Source organism: Calidithermus chliarophilus DSM 9957 (assembly GCF_000430045.1).
GTDB classification, from domain to species: domain Bacteria; phylum Deinococcota; class Deinococci; order Deinococcales; family Thermaceae; genus Calidithermus; species Calidithermus chliarophilus.
The window spans coordinates 402,536-428,263 of sequence record NZ_KE387023.1; the positions used below are offsets into that span (position 1 = coordinate 402,536).

A 25,728-nucleotide genomic window follows, 5' to 3' on the forward strand; every position below is an offset into this window, starting at 1 on the left:
GGCGTGGCCGAGGCCGGCGAGGTCGACGCGCTCGGCGTGCTCAGGGCGACCCACGCGGCCGCCGGGCGGGCCCTCGAGCAGCTCGCCCTCGCCCCCCAAGCCCTCGTCACCGACTACCTGCACCTGCGAACCGCGCTGCCCCTGCGGGCCCCGGCCAAGGCCGACCGCGACTCCCCCACCGTGGCGGCGGCCAGCATCCTGGCCAAGGTGGCCCGCGACCGGCTGATGACGGAGCTCGACGCGGCCTACCCCCAGTACGGCTTCGCCCGCCACAAGGGCTACGGCACCGCCGACCACCTCGAGGCCCTCGCCCGCCACGGCCCCTGCCCCCTGCACCGCCGCAGCTTCGCCCCGGTGGCCCATGCCGCCCTCTTCCGCACACAAAGCTCAGACAAAAATGACCCGGGGTTAATTTGAGCCCCCTAAGCTGAAACATGGAGGAATCATGAAGACGCCGTTCCGCATCGCATTCGCGCTGTTGCTGGTGAGCTTGCTCTCGGCCTGTACGCTTTACGTCCGGTCGGCGAGCGTCGGCGTGGGCTTCGGGGTCAACCTCGACCGGGTGATCACCCGCCTCGAGCCCGACCGGGGCACCGGGGCGAGCTACCGGCCCGGCGACCGCATCCGCTTCATCATCACCCTCACCCAGCCCGGCTACGTCACGCTGGTGAGCACCGAGGCCAGCGGCTACAGCAACACCCTGGGCACCTACTACCTCGACGCGGGCACCACCATCCTGCCGCCGCCGGGGCAGGGCGTGGGGTACTACCAGGTGGCCTACGACTCGCCCTCGGGCGTCGAGCGCATCCGCGCCATCTACACCAACACCCGGCCCAGCGGCAGCGTCCGCATCGAGGGGCGCTTCAGCAACGACGAGTTCAACAACCAGGTTCGCATCTACTTCGAGCGCAACATAGCCCAGGCCCGCGACGTGGCCGACTCATACTTCTACGTCACCCGCTGAGGGCTCATACCGAATTCGAAAAGATAGTCTCATTCGACGGAAAAAGTCAGGGGCTATCTTTTTGAATCCCAGAGCACTCCCTTCGGCCCTCTCAGTTTGGCGCCGAACGGCGCCAAACTGACCGAATCGGGTATCACCCCTCCCCCGGCCCCTCCACAGGGGCTGGTCTTTCGTGTATTTACACATGTGCCGCCGGGTCTGATCCGGTTGAAAGCCCCATCCCCATTGCATATAATCACAGCGCATCAATCAACGCTAGCCGGGTCCGGGAGTTCTCCAGTCCTGACGCAGTGCCCGGATGCTCTTGTACCCCGCTGGCTTTGATGCTAGGACCAAGGAGGGTTCATGAACCGTCGTGAAATGCTGAAAAAGGCGGGCGTGGCAGTGGCGGCCAGCACCGTGTTCGGGCCGGTCTATGCGCAGACGGCGCCCACCATCCGCTGGCGACTGGCCAGCAGCTTCCCCAAGAGCCTCGACACCATCTTCGGGGCGGCCGACATCCTGGCCGAGCGCGTTAGGGACCTCACCGGCGGCAAGTTCCAGATCCGCACCTTCCCCTCCGGGGAGATCGTGCCGGGCCTGCAGGTGCTCGACGGGGTGCAGCAGGGCACGGTCGAGGTCGGCCACACCGCGATGTACTACTACGTGGGCAAGAGCCTGACCATGGCCTTCGACACCTCGCTGCCCTTCGGCCTCAACGCCCGCCAGCAGAACGCCTGGTGGTACTACGGCGGCGGCGTGGAGGCCATACGCGAATTCCTGACCGACTTCAGCGTGATCAACTTCCCCGGCGGCAACACCGGCGCGCAGATGGGCGGCTGGTGGCGCAAGGAGGTCAACACCCTCGCCGACCTCAAGGGCATCAAGATGCGCATCCCCGGCATCGGCGGCCAGGTGTGGAGCCGGCTGGGCGTGGTGCCCCAGGCCATCGCCGGCGGCGAGATCTACCCGGCGCTCGAGCGCGGCACCGTGGACTCCGCCGAGTGGGTGGGCCCCTACGACGACGAGAAGCTCGGCTTCTACAAGGTGGCCAAGTTCTACTACTACCCCGGCTGGTGGGAGCCCGGCCCCGGCCTGTCGTTCATCGTCAACATCAACGAGTGGAAGAAGCTGCCCAAGGACTACCAGCTCGCCTTCGAGGCCGCGGCGGCCGAGGCCAACGTCCACATGATGGCCAAGTACGACGCGCAGAACCCGCCCGCCCTGCAGCGCCTGCTCAAAGGCGGGGTCAAGCTGCGCAAGTTCTCCAACGAGATCCTCAAGGCCGCCCAGAAGGCCGCCTTCGAGATCTACGAGGAAGAAGCCGCCAAGAACGCCTCGTTCAAGAAGATCTACACCCCCTGGAAGAAGTTCCGCGACGAGAGCTACCGCATGATGGCGGTGCACGAGCTCGGCTACGAGCAATTCGCCTTCCCGGGCATCTGAGAGCGGTTCCCACGAATACCCCGCACGGCTAACCGGGCCGTGTGGGGTAAAACACCCGCCGGGATCGGCGGGTGTTTGTGGGAAGTGCGATGAGAGCGGTTCCCACGAATACCCCGCCCTCCGGCGGGGTATTTTTGATGCAGATCGCCGCCGTCGGGCCCGCGACGAGGGCTATGGTCAGCCAGGGGCCAGCAATTCAGGCACCCCCGCCGGCGGGGGTACGTCGCTCGAGGCAGCCCCTCCGGACCGCTCCCGCCGGAGCCCTACTTGCTCAGCCAGTTCGTCACCAGCCAGGGGTTGAAGATGACGATGAGCACCATAACGACCTGAATCAGCACGTAGGGCACCGCGCCCCAGTAGATGTCCACCGTCTTCAGGCTCGCCGGGGCCACGCTGCGCAAGTAGAAGAGGGCGAAGCCGAAGGGTGGGTGCATGAAGGAGGTCTGGAGGTTGATGCCCAGCATCACGCCGAACCAGTAGAGGTTGATGCCCAAGTCGGCGGCGGCGGGGCCGATGAGGGGGATGAGGATGAAGGCGATCTCGAAGTAGTCGAGGAAGAAGGCAATGAGGAAGATCAGCAGGTTGACGACCAGCAAGAAGCCCAGCTCCCCGCCCGGCAGGGCCTTCAGCAGCCCCTGCACCCACAAGTCGCCGTCCACGCCCACGAAGACCAGGCTGAAGATGCGTGAGCCCACCAGGATGAAGGCCACGAAGGAGGTCAGGCGGGCCGTGGCCTCCATGGCCGACAGCAGCACCCTGCCGCTGAGCCGGCGCTTGGCCAGCGCCAGCAGCAGCGCCCCCACCGCGCCCATCGCCCCGCCCTCGGTGGGGGTGGCGATGCCCAGGAAGATGGTGCCCAGCACCAAGAAGATCAGCACCATGGGGGGCACCAGCGCCACCATGGCCCGCCGGGCCAGCACCTCGCCGATCGAGCGCCGGATCCAGAGGATAAGCACGTTGGCCAGCACGATCAGGCCGATGGTCGTCGGGTCGGCCTTGCCCGTGAACAGCACGTCGAGCACCACCAGCAGCAGGGTGAACAGCCCGTGCTGGATCAGTTGGGGCGCCCAGGGCTGGTTGCGGCCGCGGCGCTCGAGGATGTCCGGGGGCAGGGCCGGGGTCCAGCTCGGGCGGAAGATGCTCACCCCGACGACGTAGAGGATGTACAGCCCGGTGAGGATGAACCCGGGCACGAAAGCCCCGCGGTACATGTCGCCCACGCTCACGCCGAGCTGGTCGGCCATGATGATGAGCACCAGGCTCGGCGGGATGATCTGCGCCAGCGTGCCCGAGGCCGCGATGGTGCCCGCGGCGACGCGGGGCGAGTAGCCGTAGCGCAGCATCACCGGCAGCGAGATCAGGCCCATCGCGATCACCGAGGCCGCCACCACGCCGGTCGTCGCGGCCAGCATGGCCCCCACGATGATCACCGCGTAGGCCAGCCCGCCCCGCAGCCGCCCGAAGAGCTGGCCCATGGTGTCGAGCAGGTCCTCGGCCATGCCGCTGCGCTCGAGGATCAGACCCATGAAGGTGAAGAAGGGGATCGCCAGCAGGGTCTGGTTCTTCATGGTGTCGAAGATGCGCAGCGGGATGTTCTGCAGGAACACCGGCTCGATGAAGTCGAGCCGGACCCCGATCCAGCCGAACAACAGCCCCGCCGCGCCCAGCGAGAAGGCCACCGGATACCCCAGCAACAAGAACACGACGAGCCCCATGAACATCAGCGGGGCCATGACCTCAAAGGACATCAGTTGCCCTCCTTCTTAGGCTCTACGTTCTCGACGACCGCCTCCTTGATCTCGGCGATCTCCTCCTCGACCTCGCTGACGTACTCGGTCATGGGGAGGTGCCCGCTGAGCATGGCCATGCGCTTGATCACCTCGGAGACGGCCTGAAGCAGCAGCAGGAAGATGCCCAGCGGCAACACCAGCTTGATGGGCCAGTAGGGCAGCCCGCCCGCGTCGGGGGACATCTCGCGGATGTTGAAAGAGTTCATGGCCCAGGGCCAGGTGGTCATCAGGATGATGACGCAGGTGGGGATGAGGAACAACAGCGCGCCCAGCATGTCCACCCACACCTGCACCCGGGGCGGGTACTTGCTGTAGAGCACGTCCACGCGCACGTGGCCGTTCTTCTGCAGGGTGTAGCTCGCCCCCAGGAGGAAGATGGCGGCGAACATGAACCACTGCAGCTCGAGCCAGGTGTTCGAGCTGCTGTTGAGCGCGTAACGGACAATGGCGTTTCCCGCTGCCACCAGCACGGAGAGCAGCACCATCCAGATCACCACGCGGTTCACCCCGGCGTTCAAGCCATCGATGAAGCGCGACAAGCCAAGAAGTGCCTTCACAGGTGCCTCCCTATATGTTTCGTTGCCCTCGCCATCGTATTTGGCGTACACGGCTACGTCAACGGCTCAGGCTGTTCGGCCGGACCCATCATAGGCACTCGGTCCCGCCTGTCCACGGTAACCGGATGGAATATCTACACCGGATCAGGGCATAAATATGCCTACCCGCCGTACGATAACAGCGCCCAGGAGCCTGCAAAGCGGCACTGGATATACCCGGTTCAAACTCAGCGCGCGGCCCGGACGCGGCTCACCAGCCAAGTCCCCAGCACGAAGCACAGCGCGGCCAGCAGGAACAAGAAGGTGTAGCCGCTGTTGGGCGCCTGGGCGTTGAGCCGCTCGAGCGCCCCCCCCAGCGCCCCGGCCGCCACCTGCGGCAGCACGATGGAGATCTGCCACAAGCCCATGTCGGTGGCGTGGGAGCGCGGGTCGCGCAGCACGTCGGAGACCAGCGCCCAGTCCACCGCCACGTAGGCCCCGTAGAACACCCCGAAGGCCACCGAGAGCACCAGCAGCAGGTCGTAGCGGGGCAGCAGCAGGATCAGCAGCATCACCGCAGCCATCCCGGCCCCCGCGAGGTAGATCACCCGCTTGCGCCCCTGCCGGTCGGAGGCCCGGCCCGCCGGGATCGCCGAGGCGGCCGCCCCCAGCGCGATCAGCAGCCCCAGGAAGGCCACCGCCTGGAAGGGCTCGCTGGCGAAGACCCGCCCGAAGGCCTCGAAGCTGCGCACGACGTCCTCGAGGTAGAACTGCAGGTAGCTCTGCACCGCGAACACCGCCAGCATCACCAGGAAGCGCGTGCCCCACACCCAGCGGAAGTCGGGGTTGCCCCACGGCGACAGCAGGCTCGACGCCAGGCCGTGGGGGTTGGGCTTGAGCCCCGGCACCTCGCCGACGTTGCGGATCACCAGCGCGGCGGCCGCGAGGCTCACCAGGGCGATGGCGAAGAGCTGCCACTGCAGGTTGAACACCAAGAAGCCCACCACCCCCGCCACCAACTGCGCCGACACCTGCAGGGCGCCCATCCAGCCCGAGGCCACCCCGCGCCTCGAGCGGGCGACGAGGTCGGGGATCAGGGCCGAGTAGGGGCCGGTGGAGAGGTCGTCGGAGAGTTGGAGCAGCACGTAGGCCAGCAGCAGGTGGGTGTAGTTGGGCGCATAGGCCATCCAGACCAGGGCCACCGCCGTCAGCACCGCGCCGATGCCTAAGAAGGGCATCCGGCGGCCCACGCGGTCGGAGAGGTAGCCGAAGAGGGGCGGCCCCACCAGGGCCAACACGACGGTGATGCCGTAGATCAACCCCAGCCGCGCCGCCCGCTCCCCCTCGGGGACCAGGCGGTCGACGAGCGCCGGGAGCAGTACGAGGGGAATCAGGAACCACTTGAAGCTGGCGGCGAACCAGTAGGAGGAAAGGGTCGCGAACCAGGGCGTGGTGTTGGGGGTCATTTGAGGTCCAGTATACGGGCCTCGAGCGGCGGCCGGGCGAAGGCCTGCGGCGAGGGCTCGGGGGCCCAAGTTGACACTCCCCACCCCCTGTGCTACCCTATTGGACGCGTTTGGGCGCGTAGCTCAGTTGGATAGAGCGACTGACTACGGATCAGTAGGTCGTGGGTTCGAATCCTGCCGCGCCCGCCAAGCGTTCAGCCGAAGCCGCCGGGTCAACAACCCGGCGGTCTTCTTTTCCGGAACCGCCCGCCGGGTGTCCCCGGTTGCCGGGGGCCGGCCTCGAGGGCGCACACCAGGGCGTTTTTGGAGTTTTGCCGCCCCAACCCGCCGGCATCCCGGCCGGACAGGCTGCCGGCGCGCTTCGCCTCACGGCGGCGTGAGGGAAGTGCGGTATATTGCTCGCGACATGGCTCAACGTACCGCTATCCCGTATAGCGGAGCTCGGAGGACCCGCCGGAGGGGTTGGGCGGGGGTCGGGTTCCTGGCTCCGGCGCTGCTCCTGATCGGCCTGTTCACCGTCTACCCCGCCTTCAGCGCCCTGTGGCTGTCGCTGCACGCCGAGGCCCCGTTCTCCGGGGAGTCCGTCTGGGTGGGGGTGCGGAATTACGAGGACCTGCTCAAGGACCGCGAATTCCACAGCAGCCTGCTGACGACCCTGTACTTCACCCTGCTCACCGTGCCCGTCTCCATCGCCGGGGGGCTGCTGTCGGCGGTGCTGCTGCACCGCAGCCTGCCGGGGATCCGGGTGTACCGGGTGCTGCTGTTTTTGCCGGTGGCCGTGCCCACCGCGACGGCCGCCATCGCCTGGCGCTGGCTGTACCACCCCAGCGTGGGCTACATCAACTACGCCCTCGGCTCGCTGGGCCTTCCCCCGGTCTCCTGGCTGCAAGACCCCAGCATCGCGCTGGCCGCGCTGGCGATGGCGGTGGCCTGGCAGAACCTCGGCCTCAACGCCATCCTGCTGCTGGCCGGGCTGCAGAGCGTCCCCGAGGAGCTCATCGAGGCGGCCCGCCTGGACGGGGCCTCGCCCATGCGCATCTTCCGCAGCATCACCCTGCCGCTGCTGACCCCCACGCTCTACTTCGCCTCCATCGTGGGGGTGATCCACGCCATGACCACCTTCGGCCCGATCCACCTGCTCACCCAGGGCGGCCCGGCCAGCGCGACGCAGGTGGCGGTCTACCGCATCTACACCGAGGGTTTCATCAACTTCCGCTTCGGCTACGCCACCGCCCAGGCGGTGATCTTGTTCGTCGTCATCCTGGGCTTCACCATCCTGCAGAGCCGCCTCGAGCGGCGGGTGCACTACCAGTGAGGTCGCCATGAACCCGAGAACCTCGTCGCTCAACCGCAAGCGCATCGGGTGGGGGGAGTTGTTCTGGTCGTACCTGGGCCTGACCCTGCTGTCGCTGATGGTGATCTTCCCCATCCTGGTGCTGCTGTCCGCCTCGCTCAAGCCGGCGGGGGACGTCTTCGAGTACCCGCCCCGGCTGTGGCCCCAGACCTTCTCGCTGGAGAACTACCAGGGCGCGCTGGAGAAGGCGCCCCTGCTGCGCTACTTGTGGAACACGCTGCTGGTGTCGGTGGGGGTCACGCTGGGGCAGCTCGTGACCTCGGCGCTGGCGGCCTTCAGCTTCGCCCGGCTCAACTTCCCGGCCAAGCGCGCGCTGTTCATCGCCGTGCTCGCCACCTACATGGTGCCCTGGGAGCTCACGCTCATCCCCAACTACCTCACCATCTCCAACTTCAAGCTGCTCGACAGCTACTGGGGCCTGGTGCTGCCCTTCCTGGCCGGGGCCTTCGGCATCTTCCTGCTGCGGCAGAGCTTCATGCAGATCGCCGAGGAGTACTTCGACGCGGCCAAGATGGACGGTGCGACGCCCCTGCAGCAGTTGCGCTACGTGGCCCTGCCGCTGGCCCGCCCGGCCATCGCCTCGCTGGCGCTGCTGACGTTCCTCAACACCTGGAACATGTACCTCTGGCCGCTGATCGTCACCAACGAGCCCACCTGGCGCACCGCCCAGATCGGGCTGCGCTTCTTCCTCGTCGACCAGGAGGGCTCGAACTACGGCTTCGTGGCGGCCGGGGCGATCCTGGTGCTCGCGCCCACCCTCATCGCCTTCGTGCTGCTCGAGCGGGCCTTCGTGCGGGGGATCTCGCTGGGCGGGGTCAAGGGCTGAGGCTGACGGGGCGCTGACGAAGGGGGCCGATCCTTGTTAGGATGGATGGGTCCAAAGATAGGAGGCTGTATGAAGGGCAAACCTGTGGTGGTCGGCCTGGGCATCCTGGCGATGAGCGTGGGGCTCGCGCAGGTCAAGATTAACTTCTGGCATTCGATGGGCGGGGTCAACGGCGAGGCCACCGAGGCGATCGTCAAGGGCTTCAACGCCGCGCAGAAGGAGTGCCAGGTCACCTCGACCTACGTGGGCTCCTACGACGACGGGCTGACCAAGCTGCAGGCCGCGTTGCGCGCCAAGAACCCGCCCCACGTGCAGCAGATCTACGACCTGGGCCTGCAGGGGATCGCCGAGTCGGGGCAGGTCATCCCCATCTCCGACCTCGCCAAGCGCGACAAGTACGACCTCTCGGGCATCCTCTTCCCGCTGGCGCGCTACTACAACCTCGACGGCAAGTACTACGGCGCGCCCTTCAACGCCTCGACGGCCGAGCTCTACTACAACGTCGACGCCTTCAAGGCGGCCGGGCTCACCCGCGCGCCCCGGACCTTCGAGGAGTTCGTGGAGTACGCCCGCAAGCTCACCAAGAAGGACGCCAGCGGCAACGTGGTGCAGTACGGCGCGAGCATCCGGGTCTACGGCTGGTTCATCGAGCAGCTCATCTACAACCAGGGCGGCTACGTGGTCAACAACGAGAACGGGCGCACCAAGCGGGCCACGGCGGTGGAGTACAACGGCCCCGCCGGGGTGCGGGCGGTGAAGTGGATCGTGGACATGACCCGCGAGGGCATCAACGTCAACGTGGGGCGTGACGGGGCCGCGCAGCGCCAGGCCTTCACCTCGGGCAAGGCCGCCATGTTCATCGAGTCCACGGCCGCCCTCGGCGCGGTGACCCGCGAGGTCGGCGGGCGCTTCCAGTTCCGCACCACCTCCCTGCCCCGCCCGGCCGGGACCAAGGGCGGCACGGCGATCGGCGGGGCGGCGCTCTACGTCTTCCGCGGGCACCCCGACAACGAGACCACCTGCGCGTGGAACTTCGTCAAGTACGCGATCTCGCCCGAGGTGCAGTTCGAGTGGCACAAGGCCACCGGCTACTACCCCGTGACCCGGGCCACCCTCGAGCTCCCCCAGACCAAGGCCTACTGGAAGGCCAACCCCAACGCCAAGACCCCCATCGACATCATCCTCTCCAGCCCGCCCAACAAGTCCAGCCAGGGCGCGGTGGCCGGGGTGATGCCGCAGATCCGCCAACACATCGAGGAGGCCATGGAGCTCGCCATCGCGGGCAAGGCCACCGTCGAGGAAGCCCTCAACGCCGCCGCGGCCAAGTCCAACGAGGCCCTCGCGCGCTACAACGCCACCGTGCGGTAGGGGGACGGGAAGCCGGCAACGCGTTCAAGACCGAGGCCGCCGGAGCACCCGCCCGGCGGCCCGTGCTTGTGGCCCAGACGCCGACGAGGGAGCGGCCGCCGGGGGGCCGGGGCGCTCAAGCCCTACTGGGCTCGGGCGTGCCCAGCCAGTCGTAGATCAGCACGGCGGCGGCGATCAGGTTGACCGCGATGTTCCAGCCGTTCGTGGGCAGGCCGAGGAAGCTGGGCATGAACAGCCCCAACACCCCCAGCGCCGCGTACACGATCCCCACCAGCGCCGAGACGGCGTGGGCGGTGGCGACGCCGTTGTAGAAGGCGTAGAGTAGCACGCCGCCGGTCAGCAAGTAGACGATCTGCATGCCGATGTTGGTGGGCAAGAAGCCTAGCAGCAGCCCGTTCTGGGTGAAGAACAGGCCCAGCACACCCAGGGCTACGAACACGAGCCCCGTCCAAAGGTCAATGGTCCGCGCGTTGAACATATCCACCTCCTCTAAATTCCCCACCTCCGGTGCCGCTCCCTGAAGCAAGGGTAGGGCCGGGGTATTACCGTGCCGTTACCGCCGGGGCCGGTAATGGCGCGGTAACGGGCGCGGCCTAGCCTACGGACGGTAGGGAAACCGCACCGTCCAACCCGGGCTCACCAGCTTCGGTGGCGGCTGGGGCCCGGGGGAGGCTCGAGGCCCGAGTCGGCGTGCCGCCACCGCACGCCCGCGAGAAAAGGAAGTGCGCCATGTTAGCCCGTTTCGACCCCTTCCGCGAGATGTCCAGCCTGCGCCGGGAGATCGAGCGCCTCTTCGACGAGAGCCTGTTCCGCCCCGAGCCCTCCGAAGTCGCCCCCATGCCCCTCGACCTGTACGAGGAGGGCGACAACCTGGTGGTCAAGGCCTCGCTGCCCGGCCTCAAGCCCGAGGAGGTGAAGCTCGAGGTGCGCGGCGACGTGCTCCACATCTTCGGCGAGACCAAGAAGGAGGAGGAGGAGAAGGAGCGCAGCTACCACCTGCGCGAGCACCGCTACACCCGCTTCGAGCGCTCGCTGACGCTGCCGACGGCGGTGCGGGTGGAGCAAGCCAGGGCCACCTTCGACAACGGGGTGCTCACCCTGACCCTGCCCAAGGCCGAGGTCCCCAAGACCCGCACCATCCCCATCCAGACCCTCGGGGCCTGAAACCGGAAGGCGAAGCGTGGGCACGCGCCTGAGCGGCCGGTCCCTGCGGTGGCTGTTCTGGGCCCCCCGGGTTCTGGGGGTGGCCTACGCCCTTTTCATCGGGCTGTTCGCCCTGGACGTGCCGGGCCAGGGGGGAGACTTCTGGCCCACCCTGGCCGGGTTGGTCATCCACCTCATCCCCACCCTGGCCCTGCTCGCCGCGCTCGGCGTGGCCTGGCGCCAGGCGTGGCTGGGGGGTTGGCTGCACCTGGGGCTGGGCCTGCTGCTGATGGTGTTGTGGCGGGGCTCCTTCCTGGCGATCCCCGTGCTGCTGACCGGGGCCTTGTTCCTGCTGGAGGGGTGGTACGGCGGGAAGCCGCAGGGGGGCGCGGCGCGGCGGTAACGGGGCGGTAATGCCGGGGCCCTAGCGTGGGCCCTGAGGGGGTGGCTCATGGCTTTCTGGAGGTTCAGCGACGGGACCGTGCTGCGCAGCGGGGCGGTGGTCGAGGGCCAGAAGCCCTTCGCCGACCACCTGCGCGCCGAGCTGTACAACCTGGCCCACGGCGAGGGGCCGTTGGTGTGGCTGGAGCAGGGGCGCGGCGCGGTCGCGGTGGTGCTGGAGCCCAGGAACAACTGGCTGCTCGACCGCTGGGCCCGCAACGAGGCCCGCAGCGCCGGGCTGGGGGTGCTCGAGACCGACTACACCCCGCAGGTCTCCGACATCCCGAAGGAGGCGCTGGAGCGCCTCGAGCACCCGCCCAAGGCCCCCGACGAACCGCTGTGACGACCTGAGGAGGAGGAGATGGCCCAACTCTACGGTTTCGACGCCTATTCGCCAAAGGAGATCGCCGAGCGCATCGAGAACGTGGGGGTGACCAAGGCCCGCCTGCCCCTGCGGACCACCTTCACCCTGGGGGTGCTGGCGGGCGGCTTCATCGGCCTGGGGGCGCTCTACTTCACCCTGGTCACCAGCGACGCCGGCCTGTCCTTCGGGCTGAGCCGGGTGCTGGGCGGGGTGAGCTTCTCGCTGGGCCTGATCTTGGTGGTGGTGGCCGGGGCCGAGCTCTTCACCGGCAACAACCTGCTGGTGATGGCCTGGGCCGGCGGGCGCATCCGGGGCGCGGAGGTGCTGCGCAACTGGCTGGTGGTCTTCCTCGCCAACGCGGTGGGCGCGGTAGGGCTGGCCCTGGTGGTGCTGCTCTCCCAGCACCCCGACATGAACCAGGGCGCCGTGGCCCAGAACGCCGTCAAGATCGCCGCCCTCAAGGCTTCGCTGCCCTTCTGGGCAGCTTTTTTCAAGGGGGTGCTGTGCAACGTGCTGGTCTGCCTGGCGGTGTGGCTGGCGATGGCCGGGCACAGCGTGAGCGACAAGATCCTGGCGATCGTCTTCCCCATCTCGGCCTTCGTGGCGGCTGGCTTCGAGCACTCCATCGCCAACCTCTACTTCATCCCGCTGGGGATCTTCCTGCGCGACGCGGCGCAGGGGCTGAGCCCCGAGCAGCTCGGCGCCCTCTCCTGGGGCGGCTTGCTGAACAACCTCGTCCCCGTGACGCTGGGCAACGTCGTGGGGGGCAGCGGGATGGTGGGGCTGGTCTATTACCTGGTGTACCGGCACCGAGCCCCGGAGGCGGCCCCTGGCCCCGGCGCCCCCGAAGCCGGGCTGCCGCAGGGGGGAGGTGAGGGGCATGCCGACGGCGATCATCGACGGCCACACCTACGAATTCCGCCCCGGCCAGACCATCCTCGAGGCCCTGCGCGCCCTGGGCACCGACCTGCCCTCCGCCTGCTACGACCCCCGCCTCGAGCCCTACGGGGCCTGCCGGCTGTGCCTGGTGGAGGTCGAGGGCCGGCCCCACCCCGCCGCCGCGTGCAACACGCCCTTGCAGGAGGGCATGGTCGTGCGCAGCCGCACGCCCGCGCTCGAGGAAAACCGCAAGAGCGAGTTCCGTTTCCTGCTGGGGCACTACCCCAAGGAGGCCGTCGAGAAACAACCCTACGAGCCCTTCCACCAGCGCCTACAGGGCTACGGCCTCGTCGAGGGGCTCGAGGCCGCCCCCGACCCCGCCCTGCAGGACTTCAGCCACCCCTACCTCCGCGTCGACCTCTCGCAGTGCATCCTCTGCTACCGCTGCGTGCGCATCTGCGAGGACGTGCAGGGGCAGTTCGTGTGGCAGGCCTTCGGCAAGGAGCACCAGACCCACCTCCAGCCCTCCGGGCCCAGCCTGCTGGAGAGTGCGTGCGTGAGCTGCGGGGCCTGCGCCGACACCTGCCCCACGGGGGCCATCGACGACTGGAGCGTGCTCGAGCTCGGCGCCCCCACCGCCTGGACCCGCTCGACCTGCCCCTACTGCGGGGTGGGCTGCGAGTTCTTGGTGGGCACCCGTGACGGGAAGATCACCCAGATCAAGCCCGCGCTCGACGCGCCGGTCAACAAGGGCCACCTCTGCGTGAAGGGCCGCTACGCCTTCGCCTACAACGACGCCCCCGACCGCGTCAGCCGGCCCATGATCCGCCGGGGCGGCGAGTGGCAGCCGGTGAGCTGGGAGGAGGCCATCGCCTTCGTGGCGGGCGAGCTCAGCCGCATCCGCGAGGCCCGCGGCCCCGACTCCATCGGCGTCCTGGGCTCGGCCCGCGCCACCAACGAGGAGAACTACCTGGCGCAGAAGTTCGCCCGCGTGGTCGTCGGGAGCAACAACGTCGACTGCTGCGCCCGGGTCTGCCACGCGCCCAGCGCCGTGGCCCTGGCCCGGGTCTTCGGCACCGGGGCGGCCACCAGCGCCTTCGACGACATCGAGCTGGCCCAGACCTTCCTGCTGGCCGGGACCAACGCCACCGAGAACCACCCGGTGGTGGGCGCGCGCATCAAGCAGGCCAAGCGCCGCGGGGCCAGGCTGATCGTGGTGGACCCCCGCAAGACCGAGCTGGCCCGCTGGGCCGACATCCACCTGGCCCCCCACCCCGGCACCGATATCCCCCTCTTCCACGCCATGGCGCGGGTGATCCTGGAGGAAAACCTCACCGACCCCGCCTTCCTGGCCGAGCGGGTCGAGGGGCTGGAGGCCTTCCGCGCGGCCGTCGAGGAGTGGACCCCCGAGCACGCCGCCGAGGTCTGCGGGGTGAGCGCCGAAGCCATCCGCCAGGCGGCGCGGCTCTACGCCACCCACAAGCCCTCGATCTGCTTCCACGGGCTGGGCCTGACCGAGCACCACCAGGGCAGCGAGACGGTGATGGCCCTCGCCAACCTCGCCCTGCTCACCGGCAACGTGGGCAAGCCGGGCACCGGCGAGAACCCCCTGCGCGGCCAGAACAACGTGCAGGGCTCGGCCCACATGGGCTGCGAGCCCAACACCCTCACCGGCTCCCAACTGCTCCCCAAGGCCCGCGCCCGCTTCGAGGAGGTCTGGGGCTGCCCCCTCCCCACCGCCAAGGGCCTCAACCTGATGCAGATGCTCGACGCCGCGCGGGAGGGCGCGCTCAAGGCCTTGTGGCTCGTCGGCTACGACGTGCTCCTGAGCAACCCCGACGCCGCTCGCACCGCCGAAGCCTTCGAGAAGCTCGAGCTCGTCGTGGTGCAGGACCTCTTCATGAACGAGAGCGCCCGCGCCTACGGCCACGTCTTCCTGCCCGCGGCCAGCAACTTCGAGAAGGACGGCACCTTCATGAACTCCGAGCGGCGCATCCAGCGCATCCGGCGGGCGTTGCCGCCCGCGGGGGACTCGAGGCCCGACTGGCAGATCCTCTGCGACGTGGCCCGGGCCATGGGCCAGGGGGAGCGCTTCGCCTTCGAGGGCCCCGAGGCGATCTGGGACGAGGTGCGGGCGGTGTGGCCGGGCGGGGCGGGCATCAGCTACGCGCGGCTCGAGCACGGCGGCTTGCAGTGGCCCTGCCCCAGCCTCGACCACCCCGGCACCCCCCGCCTGCACGCCCAGAGCTTCCCGATGGGCCCCAAGGCCACCCTGGCGGCGGTGCCCTACCTCCCCAGCGCCGAGCAGCCCAGCCCCGAGTACCCCTTCCTGCTCATCACCGGGCGCACCCTCTACGCCTTCAACGCCGGCACCATGACCGCCCGCACCCCCAACGCCCGCCTCTACCCCACCGACCGCCTCGAGGTCTCCCCCGCCGACGCCGGCCGCCTGGGCCTGCGGGAAGGCGAAAAGGTGCGGGTGGTGAGCCCCTACGGCCAGGCCACGCTCCCCGCCCACCTCAGCGATCGGGTCAAGCCCGGCGAGCTGTTCTCCACCTTCCACGACCCCGCCGTGTTCATCAACCGCCTCACCAACCCCCACCGCGACCGCTACGCCCTGACCCCCGAGTACAAGCGCACGGCGGTGCGGCTGGAAAAGCTCTCCGTGGGAGTGGCGAACAGCCCGTAGCCGGTGGCGGCCGTAGGTGCCGCGTCAGAGGCAGGGTGGCGGGGCGAGCGGGACACCTGGCCCCCGGCCCGGGCGTAAGGTAGGGTCAGAAGAGCCCCGCGGGCTCGCCGTCGCCCTTTGTCCAAAAGCACCCCAACTCCCTCCCCAGCCCGCCGGACCCCTCGGGAGGCGACCATGACGGTCAGCGCGGCACGGTTGCAGGTCCGCACCCTGGGCGAGGCCGAGGTGTGGCTGGAGGGCCGGCCCGTGCAGTGGCGGGCCGATTCCGCGCGGCTGCTGTTCTTCTACCTCCTCGCCCATCCCGAGGGCCGCAGCCGCGAGCAGATCCTCGAGGCGCTGTGGGACGCCGCCCCGGACGCCGGCGCCAACAACCGCTTCCGGGTGACGGTGCACCGCATCCGGGTGGCGCTGGGCTGGCCGGGGGCGGTGCTGGAGGAGCACGGGCGCTACCGGCTGGCCCCCGAGGTGCTGCGGGCCTCGGACGTGGGCGCCTTTTACCAGGCCCTCGAGCGGGCCGGGCGGGCGGAGGCCCCCCAGGCCCGGCTGCGGGGCTACCAGCGGGCGCTCGAGCTGTACCGGGGCGAGTTCTTGCCCCAGGAGGGGGCCGAGTGGGCCGGGGAGACCCGCGAGCAGGTGCGGGCGGCCTACGTGCAGGCCGAGCTGGCGCTCTCGAGGCTCTTCTGCGGCCTGCACCAGTGCCCGGCGTCGGTGGCGGCGCTCGCCCGCGCCCTCCACGCCGACCCCTACCTGGGCGAGGACCAGCACCAGCGCCTGATGGGGTGCTTGAACGCGGTGGAGGGGAAGTACGCCGCCATCGAGCACTACCGCCGCTTCCTGCACTTTTTGCGCGAAGAGCTCGGCGACTCCCCCATGCCCGAGACCCTCGAGCTCGCCGAGCACCTCAAGCGCGACGAAGCGGTGTACTGGCCCGGCCCCGAGCCGGGAACCCGGGTCGGCACCGACTTCGACTGCCCTCGCCTGGGCAATTCCCTCGTCAAGACCCGCTAGGGCTGGTGAAGCGGGAAACAGCTTTTTATTGCCCTGCGTTGGTGGGGACAGGGTTGGTCTGCGGTGCTGTGGTTTGGCGGTGTCGGTTCCGCCGTCAGGGGAGCGAGGGGGAGGCCATTCCACGTGGCGAGGGCATCGCGGTACGCGATCCGGCATACGCCGGAAACCTGCTCCCCCTGGGCTCCCCCGAGGGACTCGCAGACATGCCGCCGGGTCCGGCGGCATGCTCGTCTGCGCCACCCCGCCCACCCCCTCCCGCGTGAGCCGCACACCCCGGCCGGGGCACGGCAGCGACCACCGAGCGCCCTTCCGCGGGGAAGTGGGGCTGTAGTTGGCCTGCGAAGCGGGCACGGCCTCAGTGGATGATTCATCCCAACCAGGCGTTTGGCTATCGGCTATGGGCTATCAGCTATCGACCATCGACTATCGACTATCGACCCTCGACCCGTAACACCCCGGTAATGACCCAGCGCTAGCCTCGGCCTAGGAACTCCGGTTTGAAAGGAGGCTTTATGCTCACTCGAGAACAAGTGCGCGGGGTGCGGGAGATGATTCACCACCTCGGCGCCCCGGCGCTTTCGGTCTACCTCGACGTCCACCCGGCGCGGCTCGAGAACGCGGGTGGAGCGGGCTTGTTGCGGGCTAAGGAGGCGCTGAGGGCGCTGGAGGTGCCCCCGGCGCTGGCCCAGCGGGTGCTGGCGGCGCTGGCGGAGCCTCCCGAGGGCCGCACGCGGGTGCTGCTGGCCGGGGAGGGCTTCCTGGAGCGCTGGGACCTGCCCATCGACCTGCCGCTGGTGGAGGGCCTCGAGGCCCGCTGGGGCGAGCCCTACCTGGCGCCCTTGCTCTACGCCCTCGACGCCCACGAGCGCTTCGGGGTGGTCTACCTGGGGCCGGGGAAGGCGCGGCTCTTCGAGGTATTTCTGGGCGAGATCACCGAGCTGGCCGGGGCTTTCCAGAGCCTCGAGCCCCGGGAGTGGCGGACCATGACCGCCGACAGCGTGGGGCGGCGCTACAGCGCCGGGGGGGTGATGGCCGCGCGGGGCGGGGCCGATACCGACGGCTTCGCGCGCCGCCTCGAGGCCTGGGAGGCCCGCTTCTTCACCCGGCTGGCCCACGAGGTCGAGGAGTGGGGCGAGGTGCGCGGCCTGACCCGCTTCGTCCTCGTGGGCAGTGCCCGCGCGGTCGAGGCCTTCGCCGGCAGCCTGCCCCGGGCGCTGGCCGAGCGGGTGGCGGGCAAGGTGGTCGAGCCGCTGAGCCTGCCCAAGTCGCGGGCCACGGCGGCCCGGGTGCTGCAGGCCGTCACACGGCTGATCGACGAGTTCGAGGACTGGCGCGAGGAGGCGCTGGTCGATGAGGTGGTGGAGCACGGGGTCGGCGGGGTGGAGCAGGTGCTGCAGCTCCTGCAGGAGGGGCGGCTGCGCCTGGTGGTGGCCCCCTGGCGGCTGGAGACCACGGTCTACGCGGGGCCGGGCGGCTGGGTCAGCCCCAGCCGGGAGCAGGTCCTCGCCCGCCTGCCGGGCCAGCCCGTCCGGGTGATGCCGCTCAAGGACGTGCTGCCCGAGCTGGCCGCGAGCCGGGGCACCCGCCTGAGCTTCGTGCGCGGCGAGGCCGGAGCCCGGCTCTCGGAGCAGCTCGGCGGCCTGGGCGGCCTCGAGCGCTACTAGAGCGCTCTTCATGGGGTTTGATCCGTGGGGCAGGGCGCAAGAGGCCCACCGAGAGGAGTGAAAATGGCCAGCAGAGCTGTACCTGAACGCGACGCCATCCCCCCCGCCACCCGCTGGGTGCGCTGGTTCGGGGAGATCGGCATCGACGACGTGGGGCTGGTGGGGGGCAAGAACGCCAGCCTGGGCGAGATGCTGCGCGAGCTCTCGCCGCTGGGGGTGCCCGTCCCCGACGGCTTCGCCGTCACCGCCGAGGCCTACCGCTACTGCCTCGAGGCCGCCGGGCTGAGCGAGGAGATCCGCGCGATCTACGCCGGGCGCGACCCCCAGAGCGTGGAGGACCTCGAGCAGCGCTCACGCCGCCTGCGCGGGCGCATCCTGCAGGCCGAGCTGCCCGAGGACCTCGAGCTCGAGATCCTGGCCGCCTACCGCGAGCTCGCCCGCCGCAGCGGGGCGGAAGACCCCTTCGTGGCGGTGCGCTCTTCGGCCACCGCCGAGGACCTGCCCACCGCCAGCTTCGCGGGGGCCCACCAGACCCTGCTGGGCGTGCGGGGCGAGGCCGAGCTGCTGCAGGCCGTGCGGGAGTGCTTCGCCAGCCTGCACACCCCCCGCGCCATCCGCTACCGCGAGGACATGGGCTTCGACCACGACAAGGTGCTGCTGTCGGTGGGGGTGCAGCGCATGGTCAGGAGCGACCTGGCGAGCTCGGGCGTGATCTTCACCCTCGACACCGAGACCGGCTTCCGCGAGGTGGTGGTGATCGACGCCGTGTGGGGCCTGGGCGAGAACATCGTGCAGGGCAAGGTGGTGCCCGATGAGTTCAAGGTGCACAAGCCCACCCTGCTGCAGGGCTACCGCCCGCTGGTGAGCAAGAAGCTGGGCGGCAAGGAGTTCAAGCTGGTCTTCAACGAGCACACCCACCTGCTCGAGAACCTCCCCGTGTCCACCGCCCAGCGCGAGGCCTACTGCCTGAGCGACGCCGAGGCCCTCACCCTGGCCGACTGGGCGCTCAAGATCGAGGCCCACTACTCGCGCAGGCGCGGCCAGCCCACGCCCATGGACATCGAATTCGCCAAGGACGGCCTCACCGGCCAGCTCTTCATCGTGCAGGCGCGGCCCGAGACCATCCACAGCCAGAAGACCGGGCTCGCGCTCGAGGTCTTCCGCCTCGAGGGGCAGGGCCCGGTGCTCACCCAGGGCATCGCGGTGGGCGAGAAGATCGCCGCCGGGGCGGCCCGCGTGATCCACGACCCCAGCGGCATCGCCCGCTTCCAGCCCGGCGAGGTGCTGGTGACCCGCGCCACCGACCCCGACTGGGAGCCCATCATGAAGATCGCCAGCGCCATCGTCACCGAGCGGGGCGGGCGCACCTCCCACGCCGCCATCGTGGCGCGGGAGCTGGGCATCCCGGCGGTGGTGGGCACCGGCGACGCCACCCGGGCCATCACGGCCGGGCAGGAGGTCACGGTCTCGTGCGCCGAGGGCGAGGTGGGCCGGGTCTACGCGGGGAGGCTCGAGTTCAGCACCCAGACCCTCGACCCCTCTACCTTAGGCCCCACCCGCACCCAGATCCTGATGAACGTGGGCGACCCCGAGCAGGCCTTCAAGCTCGCCCTGTGGCCCGGCGACGGGGTGGGGCTCGCCCGCATGGAGTTCATCTTCGCCAGCTACGTGCAGGTGCACCCCCTGGCCCTCACCCGCTACGCCACCCTGGCCCCCGCCGTGCAGGCGCAGGTGGACCGGCTCACCAAAGGCTACGCCGACAAGACCGAGTACTTCGTGGACAAGCTGTCCCAGGGCATCGCCACGCTGGCGGCGGCCTTCTACCCCCGCCCGGTGATCCTGCGCTTCAGCGACTTCAAGACCAACGAGTACGCCCACCTCCTGGGCGGCGAGGCCTTCGAGCCCAAGGAGGAAAACCCCATGATCGGCTGGCGGGGGGCCTCGCGCTACTACCACCCCGACTACAAGGAGGGCTTCTTGCTCGAGGTGGCCGCGGTCAAGCGGGTGCGCGAGGCGATGGGCCTGAAGAACCTCAAGGTGATGATCCCCTTCTGCCGCACCCCCGAGGAAGGGCGCAGGGTGCTGGAGGTGCTGAAGGAGGGCGGGCTCGAGCGCGGGCTGGAGGAGCTGGAGGTCTACGTCATGGCCGAGATCCCCTCCAACGTGCTCGAGGCCGAGGCCTTCGCCGAACTCTTCGACGGCTTCTCCATCGGCTCCAACGACCTCACCCAGCTCATCCTGGGCGTCGACCGCGACTCGGCCCAGGTGGCCCCCCTCTTCGACGAGCGGCTGCCCTCGGTCAAGCGGGCCTGCGCGATGCTGCTGGAGACCGCCCACGCCAAGGGCCGCAAGGTGGGCATCTGCGGCCAGGCCCCCTCCGACTACCCCGAGTTCGCCGCCTTCTTGGTCGAGCACGGCATCGACTCCATCAGCCTCAACCCCGACTCGGTGTGGCGCATCAAGAGCCGCATCCTCGAGGCCGAGGCGGCGTTGCAGAAAGGAGAAGCGACATGAAACGCGACCGCGTGGTGTTCCTGGGCGAACGCATGATCGTGGGCGAGGAGATCGACCCCGAAGAGCTCCCCGACCGCGAGGGCTTCCGCCGCCAGGCCGCCCAGTGGAACGGCCCCGAAGACATCCTCATCCTGCGCCACGCCCGCCTCGAGGACTCCGGCGGCAGCGAGCGCATCGAATACCTCATGATCCGCCGCAGCGAGATCAGCGCCCTGGGCATCGGCATGGCCGCAGTGGAGGGCTTCGGCCCGGCATCGGTGCATTAGGAGGAGCCAGCAGCGATCAGCGATCAGCCGTCAGGGATCAGCGGAAGGCTCGTGGCAAAAGGACTCCCTCCCCGCGCGCGGGGAGGGGGTATCCCCCCAGCCCCCCTTGCTAAGGGGGGTGACAAGGCGTTTTGCGTTTTGCGTCTTGCGTTTTGCGTCTTGCGTTTTGCGTCTTGCGTTTTGCGTCTTGCGTTTTGCGTTTGGCGTTTGGCTATCAGCTATCGACCCCACAGGACATCCCTCTCTGGCAACCCCGCCCCCCCGCGCGTAGGGTAGGCCCAACGAGGACTCAAGGAGGCGTTTATGCCCGAAAACCTGACAGGCCCGACCCTGCGCCGCATACCGGGGCTGTTCGAGGAGGTCAAGCCGCCCCTGGGCGACCTCGAGGCCGTGGTGGAGGCCGAGCGCTGCCTGCGCTGCGGGGGGCCTTACGCGAGCGCGCCCTGCCTGCGGGCCTGCCCCGCCGAGGTGGACGTGCCCGCCTTCGTGGGGGCCATCGCCGAGGGCGACCCCGGGCGGGCGGCGGCCGTGATCCTCGAGGCCAACCTGCTGGGCGGCACCTGCGCCAGGGTCTGCCCCACCGAGATCCTGTGCGAGGGTTCCTGCGTGCTGCACCACGAGGGGCGGCGGCCCGTGGACATCGGGCGGCTGCAGCGCTACGCCACCGACTTCGCCTTCGGGCTGGGGCTCAAGCCGCGCAAGGTGGCCCGGCCCAACGGACTCAGGGTCGCGGTGATCGGGGGCGGGCCGGCGGGGCTGGCCGCGTCGGGCGAGCTGGCCGCGCTGGGCTACGACGTGACGGTGTTCGAGGCGCGGCGGGAGCCGGGCGGGCTGGCCCGCTTCGCCATCGCGCCCTACCGCCAGAACGTCGAGCCCATCCCGCAGGAGGTCGAGCTGCTGCACCGCATGGGCGTGCACTTCCGCTTCGGCAAGCCCATCGACACCCCCGAGAAGCTGCGCGACCTCGAGGCCCACTTCGACGCCGTGGTGCTGGCGGTGGGGCTGGGCCAGGACGTGGAGGTGAAGTACGAGGGGGACGAGCTCGAGGGGGTCTGGGACTCGCTGGTGTTCATCGAGGCCCTCAAGACCGGGCAGCCGCCGAAGGTGGGCGAGCGGGTGGCGGTGATCGGGGGCGGCAACACCGCCATGGACGTCGCCCGCGAGGCGCTGCGGCTGGGCGCGACCGAGGTCACGGTGCTCTACCGCCGCACCGAGGCCGAGATGCCCGCCTTCCCCCACGAGGTGGCCGAGGCCCGCCAGGAGGGCGTGCACTTCCAGTGGCTCACCCTGCCCATCCGCTTCCTGGGGCGCTACCGCCTCGAGGCCGTCGAGTGCCAGTACGTGCGGCTGGGCGAGCCCGACGCCAGCGGCAGGCGGCGGCCCGAGCCGGTGAGCGGCACCGAGTTCCGCGTGCCCGCCGACACCGTGATCAAGGCCATCGGGCAGCGGCCCCGCCAGGAGTTTTTGGCCTGGGTCGAGGGGCTCAAGCTCTCGGGGGGCAAGGTCGAGGTGGACCCCGCCACCGGCCAGACCGGCAACCCGCGCTACTTCGCGGCGGGCGACGCGGCGGGCGGGGCCACGGTGGTACAGGCGGTGCAGAGCGCCAAGGCCGCGGTGCGGGGCCTCGACGCCTACCTGCGGCAGGGGGTGGGGGCATGAGGGAGATCCGATGGCACGGACGCGGCGGCCAGGGGGCCAAGAGCATGAGCCAGGTGCTGGCCGAGGCCTGGCTGCGCCAGGGCCGCTGGGTGCAGGCCTTCCCCGAGTACGGCCCCGAGCGCAGCGGCGCCCCGGTCACCGCCTACACCCGCGCCGACGCCCGGCCCATCCGCATCCACCACGCCGTGCGCAACCCCGACGCGGTGGTGGTGCTCGACCCCTCGCTGCTGGGCGAGGTGCCCGTGACCGCCGGGCTGCGGCCGGGCGGCTTCGTGCTGGTCAACAGCCCCGAGAGCGCCTCGAGCCTGGCCGAGCGCCTGCCGGGGGTGCGGGTGCTGCGGGTGGACGGCAGCGCCCTGGCCCGCACGGCGGGCGGCAATTACGCCAACGTGGTGCTGTTGGGCGCGGTGGCCGGGGTGCTGGGCGAGCCCGCGCTCGAGGCCCTCCAGCAGGCCTTCGCCGCCACCTTCGCCAAGCTGTCGCCCGAGGCCGTCGCGGTCAACTTCAAGGCGCTCGAGGCGGGCTACCGCGCCGCGCTGGAGGAGGCCGAGCGGCCGGGGCCTGGGGCGGTGCAAGCCGCCCCCACGCCCCGCGAAGACCTGCCGGGCGCGGTGGTGCTGGCCCAGGACGCGCCCCACCCCCGCACGGGCGGCTGGCGCACCGGGCTCAAGCCGGCGGTGCGGCTCGAGGCTTGCGTCAACTGCCTGCTGTGCTGGGTCTACTGCCCCGACGCGGCCATCCTGACCGAGAACCAGGCCTTCGTGGGCTTCGACTACCAACACTGCAAGGGCTGCGAGCTGTGCGTGAAGGCCTGCCCCACCGCGGCCATCGAGATGGTGCCCGAGGGTTTGGAGCTGGTGGGACAGGGCCAGCTCACCCCCCGGACCCAGGGAGGTCGCCATGCTTGAGGCCCCCGCCCTCTCCCTGCTCACCGGCGGCGAGGCCGTGGCCGTGGCGGTGCGCCAGATCGACCCCGACGTGTTCCCGGTGTACCCCATCACCCCCCAGACCCCCATCATCCAGAGCTTCGCCCAGATGGTGGCCGACGGCCAGGCCCGCACCGAGATCATCAACGTGGAGTCGGAGCACTCGGCCATGAGCGCGGCGGCAGCAGCGGCCCTGGCCGGGGCCCGCACCCTCACCGCCACCAGCTCGCAGGGGCTGGCGCTGATGGTGGAGGTCGTCTACATCGCCGCCTCCTTGCGGGCCCCGGTGGTGATGGCGGTGGGCAACCGCGCCCTCTCCGGCCCCATCAACATCCACGCCGACCACTCCGACGCCATGCTGGCCCGCGACACCGGCTGGGTGCAGCTCTTCGCCGAGAACGCCCAGGAGGCCTACGACCTGATGCTGCTGGCCCCGCGCCTGGCCGAGCACCCCGAGGTGCGGCTGCCGGTGATGGTGGGCCTCGACGGCTTCACCATCACCCACTCCGCCGAGCCGGTGGCGCTGCTGGGGGACGCGAAGGTGCAGGCCTGGGTGGGCGAGTACCGCCACCCCTACCCCCTGCTCGACACCGCCAACCCCGTCACCGTGGGCCCCTTCGCCATGCCCGACAGCTACTTCGAGCTGCGCTACCAGCTCCAGGAAGCCCTCGAGCGGGTTCCCGGCGTGCTCGAGGCCCTCTGCCGGGGCTACGCCCGCCTCAGCGGGCGCGAGTACGCCGCCTTCGAGAGCTACCGGCTCGAGGACGCCGAGCGGGCCCTGGTGGTCATGGGCTCGGCCGCGGGCACCGCCAAGGAGGCCATCGACCGCCTGCGCGAGCAGGGGGAGAAGGTGGGCCTGCTCAAGCTCCGCCTCTTCCGGCCCTTCCCGGCCCAGGCCCTGCGCGAGGCGCTGGCCCACGTCCCTCACGTCGCCGTGCTCGACCGCGCCCTCTCGCTGGGCAGCTTCCCCCCGCTCTACGCCGAGGTCTGCGCCGCGCTCTACGGCAGCCCCACCCGGCTCCAGAGCTACGCGGGCGGCCTGGGCGGGCGCGAGATCTACACCGAAGACCTGATGCGGCTCTTCGGCGAACTGGCCGAGCTCCCCGCCGGGCCCACCCGCTACGTCGGCCTCAGGAGGTAGCCATGCCCAGCCTCAAAACCCTGGCCCACAACGCCGAGACCGACGTGCGCTTCACCGGCGGGCACTCCCTGTGTCGCGGCTGCGGCGCGCCCACCGTGGTTCGCACCGTGCTCAACTCCATCCCCACCCCGGTGGTCGTGGTCAACGCCACGGGCTGCCTCGAGGTCGCCACCACCCGCTACCCCACCACCGCCTGGGGCGTGCCCTGGCTGCACCTGGCCTTCGAGAACGCCGCCGCCGCCGCCAGCGGCCTCGAGACCGCCTACCGCGCCCTGCGCAAGCGCGGGGCCATCCCCGACGAGCCCCTGACCTTCGTGGTCTTCGGCGGCGACGGGGGCACCTACGACATCGGCTTGCAGGCCCTGTCGGGGGCGCTCGAGCGCGGCCACCGCTTCCTCTACGTCTGCTACGACAACGAAGGCTACATGAACACCGGCATCCAGCGCTCCGGGGCCACCCCCTTCGCCGCCGCCACCACCACCAGCCCTTCGGGGCGCCGCGACTACGGCAAGCACCAGACCCGCAAGGACATCACCGCCATCGCCATCGCCCACCACATCCCCTACGTCGCCCAGGCCGCCATCTCCCACTGGCAAGACCTCTCCGACAAGGCCGTGCGCGCCAGCCAGCAGCAAGGCCCCGCCTTCCTCAACGTGCTCTCCGGCTGCGCCCTGGGCTGGGGCCACCCCCCCGCCGACACCATCGAGGTCGTGCGCCTGGCCGTGGAAACCCGCTACTGGCCCCTCTACGAGGTGGTGCAGGGCCACTACTGGCTCAACCACCGCCCCGAGCGCCCGCTGCCCCTCGAGGAGTGGCTCTCCCGCCAGGACCGCTTCAAACACCTCTTCGCGAGCGAAAACCGCGAGCACCTCACCGAACTGCAAGCCCTGGTAGACGCCGAGTGGACCCAGGTCGAGGCCCGCGCCGTGGTGGACGCGCCGTGGTTCGAGGCGCGTCCGGAGATGCGCGGGGGGCGGGTGTAGGGGGGTCGATGGTCGATGGTCGATAGCCAATAGCTGATAGCTAAACGCCCTTCGGGATTAATCATCCACTGGGGTTGTGCCCGCCCCGCAGGCCGACTACAGCCCCACTCCCCAGGGGACACCCGCTCGACCCGCGAGCCCGTCCCCGGCCGGGGTGTGCGGCTCACGCGGGAGGGGGTGGGCGGGGTGGCGCAGACGGACATGCCGCCGGGTCAAGGTGCGGCCCGCACCCCCGCGTACGCGGGCACTGAGGCCCGGCGGCATGTCCGCGAGGGGGTGGCCGCAGGCCATACCGGCCTTGCCGGTAACCTGGAGTCCCTCG

22 protein-coding genes, 1 tRNA gene and 1 pseudogene are annotated in these 25,728 nt (G+C 70.1%); 20 read left to right on the top strand and 4 right to left on the bottom strand.

Translation table 11 applies throughout. From position 1 onward, the window contains the following. From MEICH_RS23110 to MEICH_RS0102060, 3 genes are all read left to right on the top strand, one after another. On the top strand, positions 1-417 hold a 417-nt coding region (locus tag MEICH_RS23110; RefSeq protein WP_036218171.1), incomplete at its 5' end, for a ribonuclease HII. A 28-nt stretch (positions 418-445) separates the two neighbouring features. After that, positions 446-964, top strand: coding sequence for a DUF4384 domain-containing protein (locus MEICH_RS0102055; protein ID WP_027891244.1), 519 nt, complete (start codon positions 446-448; stop codon positions 962-964). A 345-nt stretch (positions 965-1,309) separates the two neighbouring features. Further along, positions 1,310-2,389 carry a TRAP transporter substrate-binding protein gene (locus MEICH_RS0102060; RefSeq protein WP_027891245.1) on the top strand — a complete coding sequence of 360 codons (1,080 nt, stop codon included), beginning with the start codon at positions 1,310-1,312 and terminating at the stop codon, positions 2,387-2,389. Between the two features lie 263 nt (positions 2,390-2,652). Here the strand turns inward: MEICH_RS0102060 and MEICH_RS23115 are convergent, their stop codons facing one another. The 3 genes from MEICH_RS23115 to MEICH_RS0102075 all read right to left on the bottom strand — a co-directional run bounded on the left by MEICH_RS23115 (position 2,653) and on the right by MEICH_RS0102075 (position 6,181). Then, positions 2,653-4,137 (bottom strand): TRAP transporter large permease, encoded by a 1,485-nt coding sequence (locus MEICH_RS23115; RefSeq protein WP_036218664.1) that lies wholly within the window; start codon positions 4,135-4,137, stop codon positions 2,653-2,655. Continuing rightward, the gene (locus tag MEICH_RS0102070; protein WP_027891246.1) at positions 4,137-4,736 is read right to left on the bottom strand and encodes a TRAP transporter small permease subunit; all 600 of its coding nucleotides are present in this window, start codon (positions 4,734-4,736) and stop codon (positions 4,137-4,139) included. The genes MEICH_RS23115 and MEICH_RS0102070 overlap by 1 nt, the downstream gene beginning before the upstream one ends. A 227-nt stretch (positions 4,737-4,963) precedes the next feature. Continuing rightward, on the bottom strand, positions 4,964-6,181 hold the full coding sequence (locus MEICH_RS0102075) for an MFS transporter (protein ID WP_027891247.1): 1,218 nt from the start codon (positions 6,179-6,181) through the stop codon (positions 4,964-4,966). A 112-nt stretch (positions 6,182-6,293) separates the two neighbouring features. Between MEICH_RS0102075 and MEICH_RS0102080 the strand changes: the two genes are divergently transcribed. The 4 genes from MEICH_RS0102080 (at position 6,294) to MEICH_RS0102095 (ending at position 9,729) form a co-directional block, all read left to right on the top strand. Beyond that, positions 6,294-6,370, top strand: a tRNA-Arg gene (locus MEICH_RS0102080). Between the two features lie 217 nt (positions 6,371-6,587). After that, positions 6,588-7,496 (top strand): carbohydrate ABC transporter permease, encoded by a 909-nt coding sequence (locus MEICH_RS0102085; protein WP_027891248.1) that lies wholly within the window; start codon positions 6,588-6,590, stop codon positions 7,494-7,496. A 7-nt stretch (positions 7,497-7,503) separates the two neighbouring features. After that, the gene (locus tag MEICH_RS0102090) at positions 7,504-8,361 is read left to right on the top strand and encodes a carbohydrate ABC transporter permease (protein WP_027891249.1); all 858 of its coding nucleotides are present in this window, start codon (positions 7,504-7,506) and stop codon (positions 8,359-8,361) included. Between the two features lie 69 nt (positions 8,362-8,430). Continuing rightward, positions 8,431-9,729, top strand: coding sequence for an ABC transporter substrate-binding protein (locus MEICH_RS0102095; RefSeq protein WP_027891250.1), 1,299 nt, complete (start codon positions 8,431-8,433; stop codon positions 9,727-9,729). Positions 9,730-9,844: 115 nt separating this feature from the next. On the opposite strand, the gene MEICH_RS0102100 is transcribed toward MEICH_RS0102095, so the two are convergent. Next, positions 9,845-10,207 (bottom strand): DUF4383 domain-containing protein, encoded by a 363-nt coding sequence (locus MEICH_RS0102100; RefSeq protein ID WP_027891251.1) that lies wholly within the window; start codon positions 10,205-10,207, stop codon positions 9,845-9,847. Between the two features lie 251 nt (positions 10,208-10,458). On the opposite strand from MEICH_RS0102100, the gene MEICH_RS0102105 reads away from it, so the two are divergent. The 13 genes and pseudogenes from MEICH_RS0102105 to MEICH_RS23130 all read left to right on the top strand — a co-directional run bounded on the left by MEICH_RS0102105 (position 10,459) and on the right by MEICH_RS23130 (position 25,406). Further along, a complete protein-coding gene (locus MEICH_RS0102105) occupies positions 10,459-10,893 on the top strand; it encodes an Hsp20/alpha crystallin family protein (protein ID WP_027891252.1) in 435 nt (144 codons plus the stop codon). Positions 10,894-10,909: 16 nt separating this feature from the next. Then, positions 10,910-11,275, top strand: a complete 366-nt coding sequence (locus MEICH_RS0102110) for a DUF7670 domain-containing protein (RefSeq protein WP_027891253.1) — start codon at positions 10,910-10,912, stop codon at positions 11,273-11,275. A gap of 48 nt (positions 11,276-11,323) precedes the next feature. Next, entirely contained in the window at positions 11,324-11,656 is a 333-nt protein-coding gene (locus MEICH_RS0102115; RefSeq protein ID WP_027891254.1) for a hypothetical protein, read from the top strand. Between the two features lie 18 nt (positions 11,657-11,674). Then, positions 11,675-12,412, top strand: a pseudogene (locus MEICH_RS30625) (formate/nitrite transporter family protein); the annotation flags it as partial. A gap of 145 nt (positions 12,413-12,557) precedes the next feature. Next, positions 12,558-15,245, top strand: coding sequence for a formate dehydrogenase subunit alpha (fdhF, locus tag MEICH_RS0102125; RefSeq protein ID WP_027891256.1), 2,688 nt, complete (start codon positions 12,558-12,560; stop codon positions 15,243-15,245). Positions 15,246-15,419: 174 nt separating this feature from the next. Continuing rightward, on the top strand, positions 15,420-16,253 hold the full coding sequence (locus MEICH_RS23120; protein WP_084542139.1) for an AfsR/SARP family transcriptional regulator: 834 nt from the start codon (positions 15,420-15,422) through the stop codon (positions 16,251-16,253). Positions 16,254-16,765: 512 nt separating this feature from the next. After that, complete coding sequence (locus tag MEICH_RS0102135) at positions 16,766-17,917, top strand: VLRF1 family aeRF1-type release factor (RefSeq protein ID WP_027891257.1); 1,152 nt, start codon at positions 16,766-16,768, stop codon at positions 17,915-17,917. A gap of 63 nt (positions 17,918-17,980) precedes the next feature. Beyond that, a complete protein-coding gene (gene ppsA / locus MEICH_RS0102140; protein ID WP_051303835.1) occupies positions 17,981-20,431 on the top strand; it encodes a phosphoenolpyruvate synthase in 2,451 nt (816 codons plus the stop codon). Continuing rightward, positions 20,428-20,697: a hypothetical protein gene (locus tag MEICH_RS0102145; RefSeq protein ID WP_027891259.1), complete on the top strand. Its 270-nt coding sequence runs from the start codon at positions 20,428-20,430 to the stop codon at positions 20,695-20,697. Before ppsA ends, MEICH_RS0102145 begins: the two co-directional genes overlap by 4 nt. Positions 20,698-21,000: 303 nt before the next feature. Further along, positions 21,001-22,356: an FAD-dependent oxidoreductase gene (locus tag MEICH_RS0102150; RefSeq protein ID WP_027891260.1), complete on the top strand. Its 1,356-nt coding sequence runs from the start codon at positions 21,001-21,003 to the stop codon at positions 22,354-22,356. Further along, positions 22,353-23,264, top strand: a complete 912-nt coding sequence (locus MEICH_RS23125; protein WP_084542140.1) for a 2-oxoacid:acceptor oxidoreductase family protein — start codon at positions 22,353-22,355, stop codon at positions 23,262-23,264. The genes MEICH_RS0102150 and MEICH_RS23125 overlap by 4 nt, the downstream gene beginning before the upstream one ends. Beyond that, complete coding sequence (locus MEICH_RS0102160) at positions 23,257-24,423, top strand: pyruvate ferredoxin oxidoreductase (protein WP_027891261.1); 1,167 nt, start codon at positions 23,257-23,259, stop codon at positions 24,421-24,423. Before MEICH_RS23125 ends, MEICH_RS0102160 begins: the two co-directional genes overlap by 8 nt. 2 nt (positions 24,424-24,425) lie before the next feature. Continuing rightward, complete coding sequence (locus MEICH_RS23130; protein ID WP_084542141.1) at positions 24,426-25,406, top strand: thiamine pyrophosphate-dependent enzyme; 981 nt, start codon at positions 24,426-24,428, stop codon at positions 25,404-25,406. Positions 25,407-25,728 lie beyond the last annotated feature (322 nt).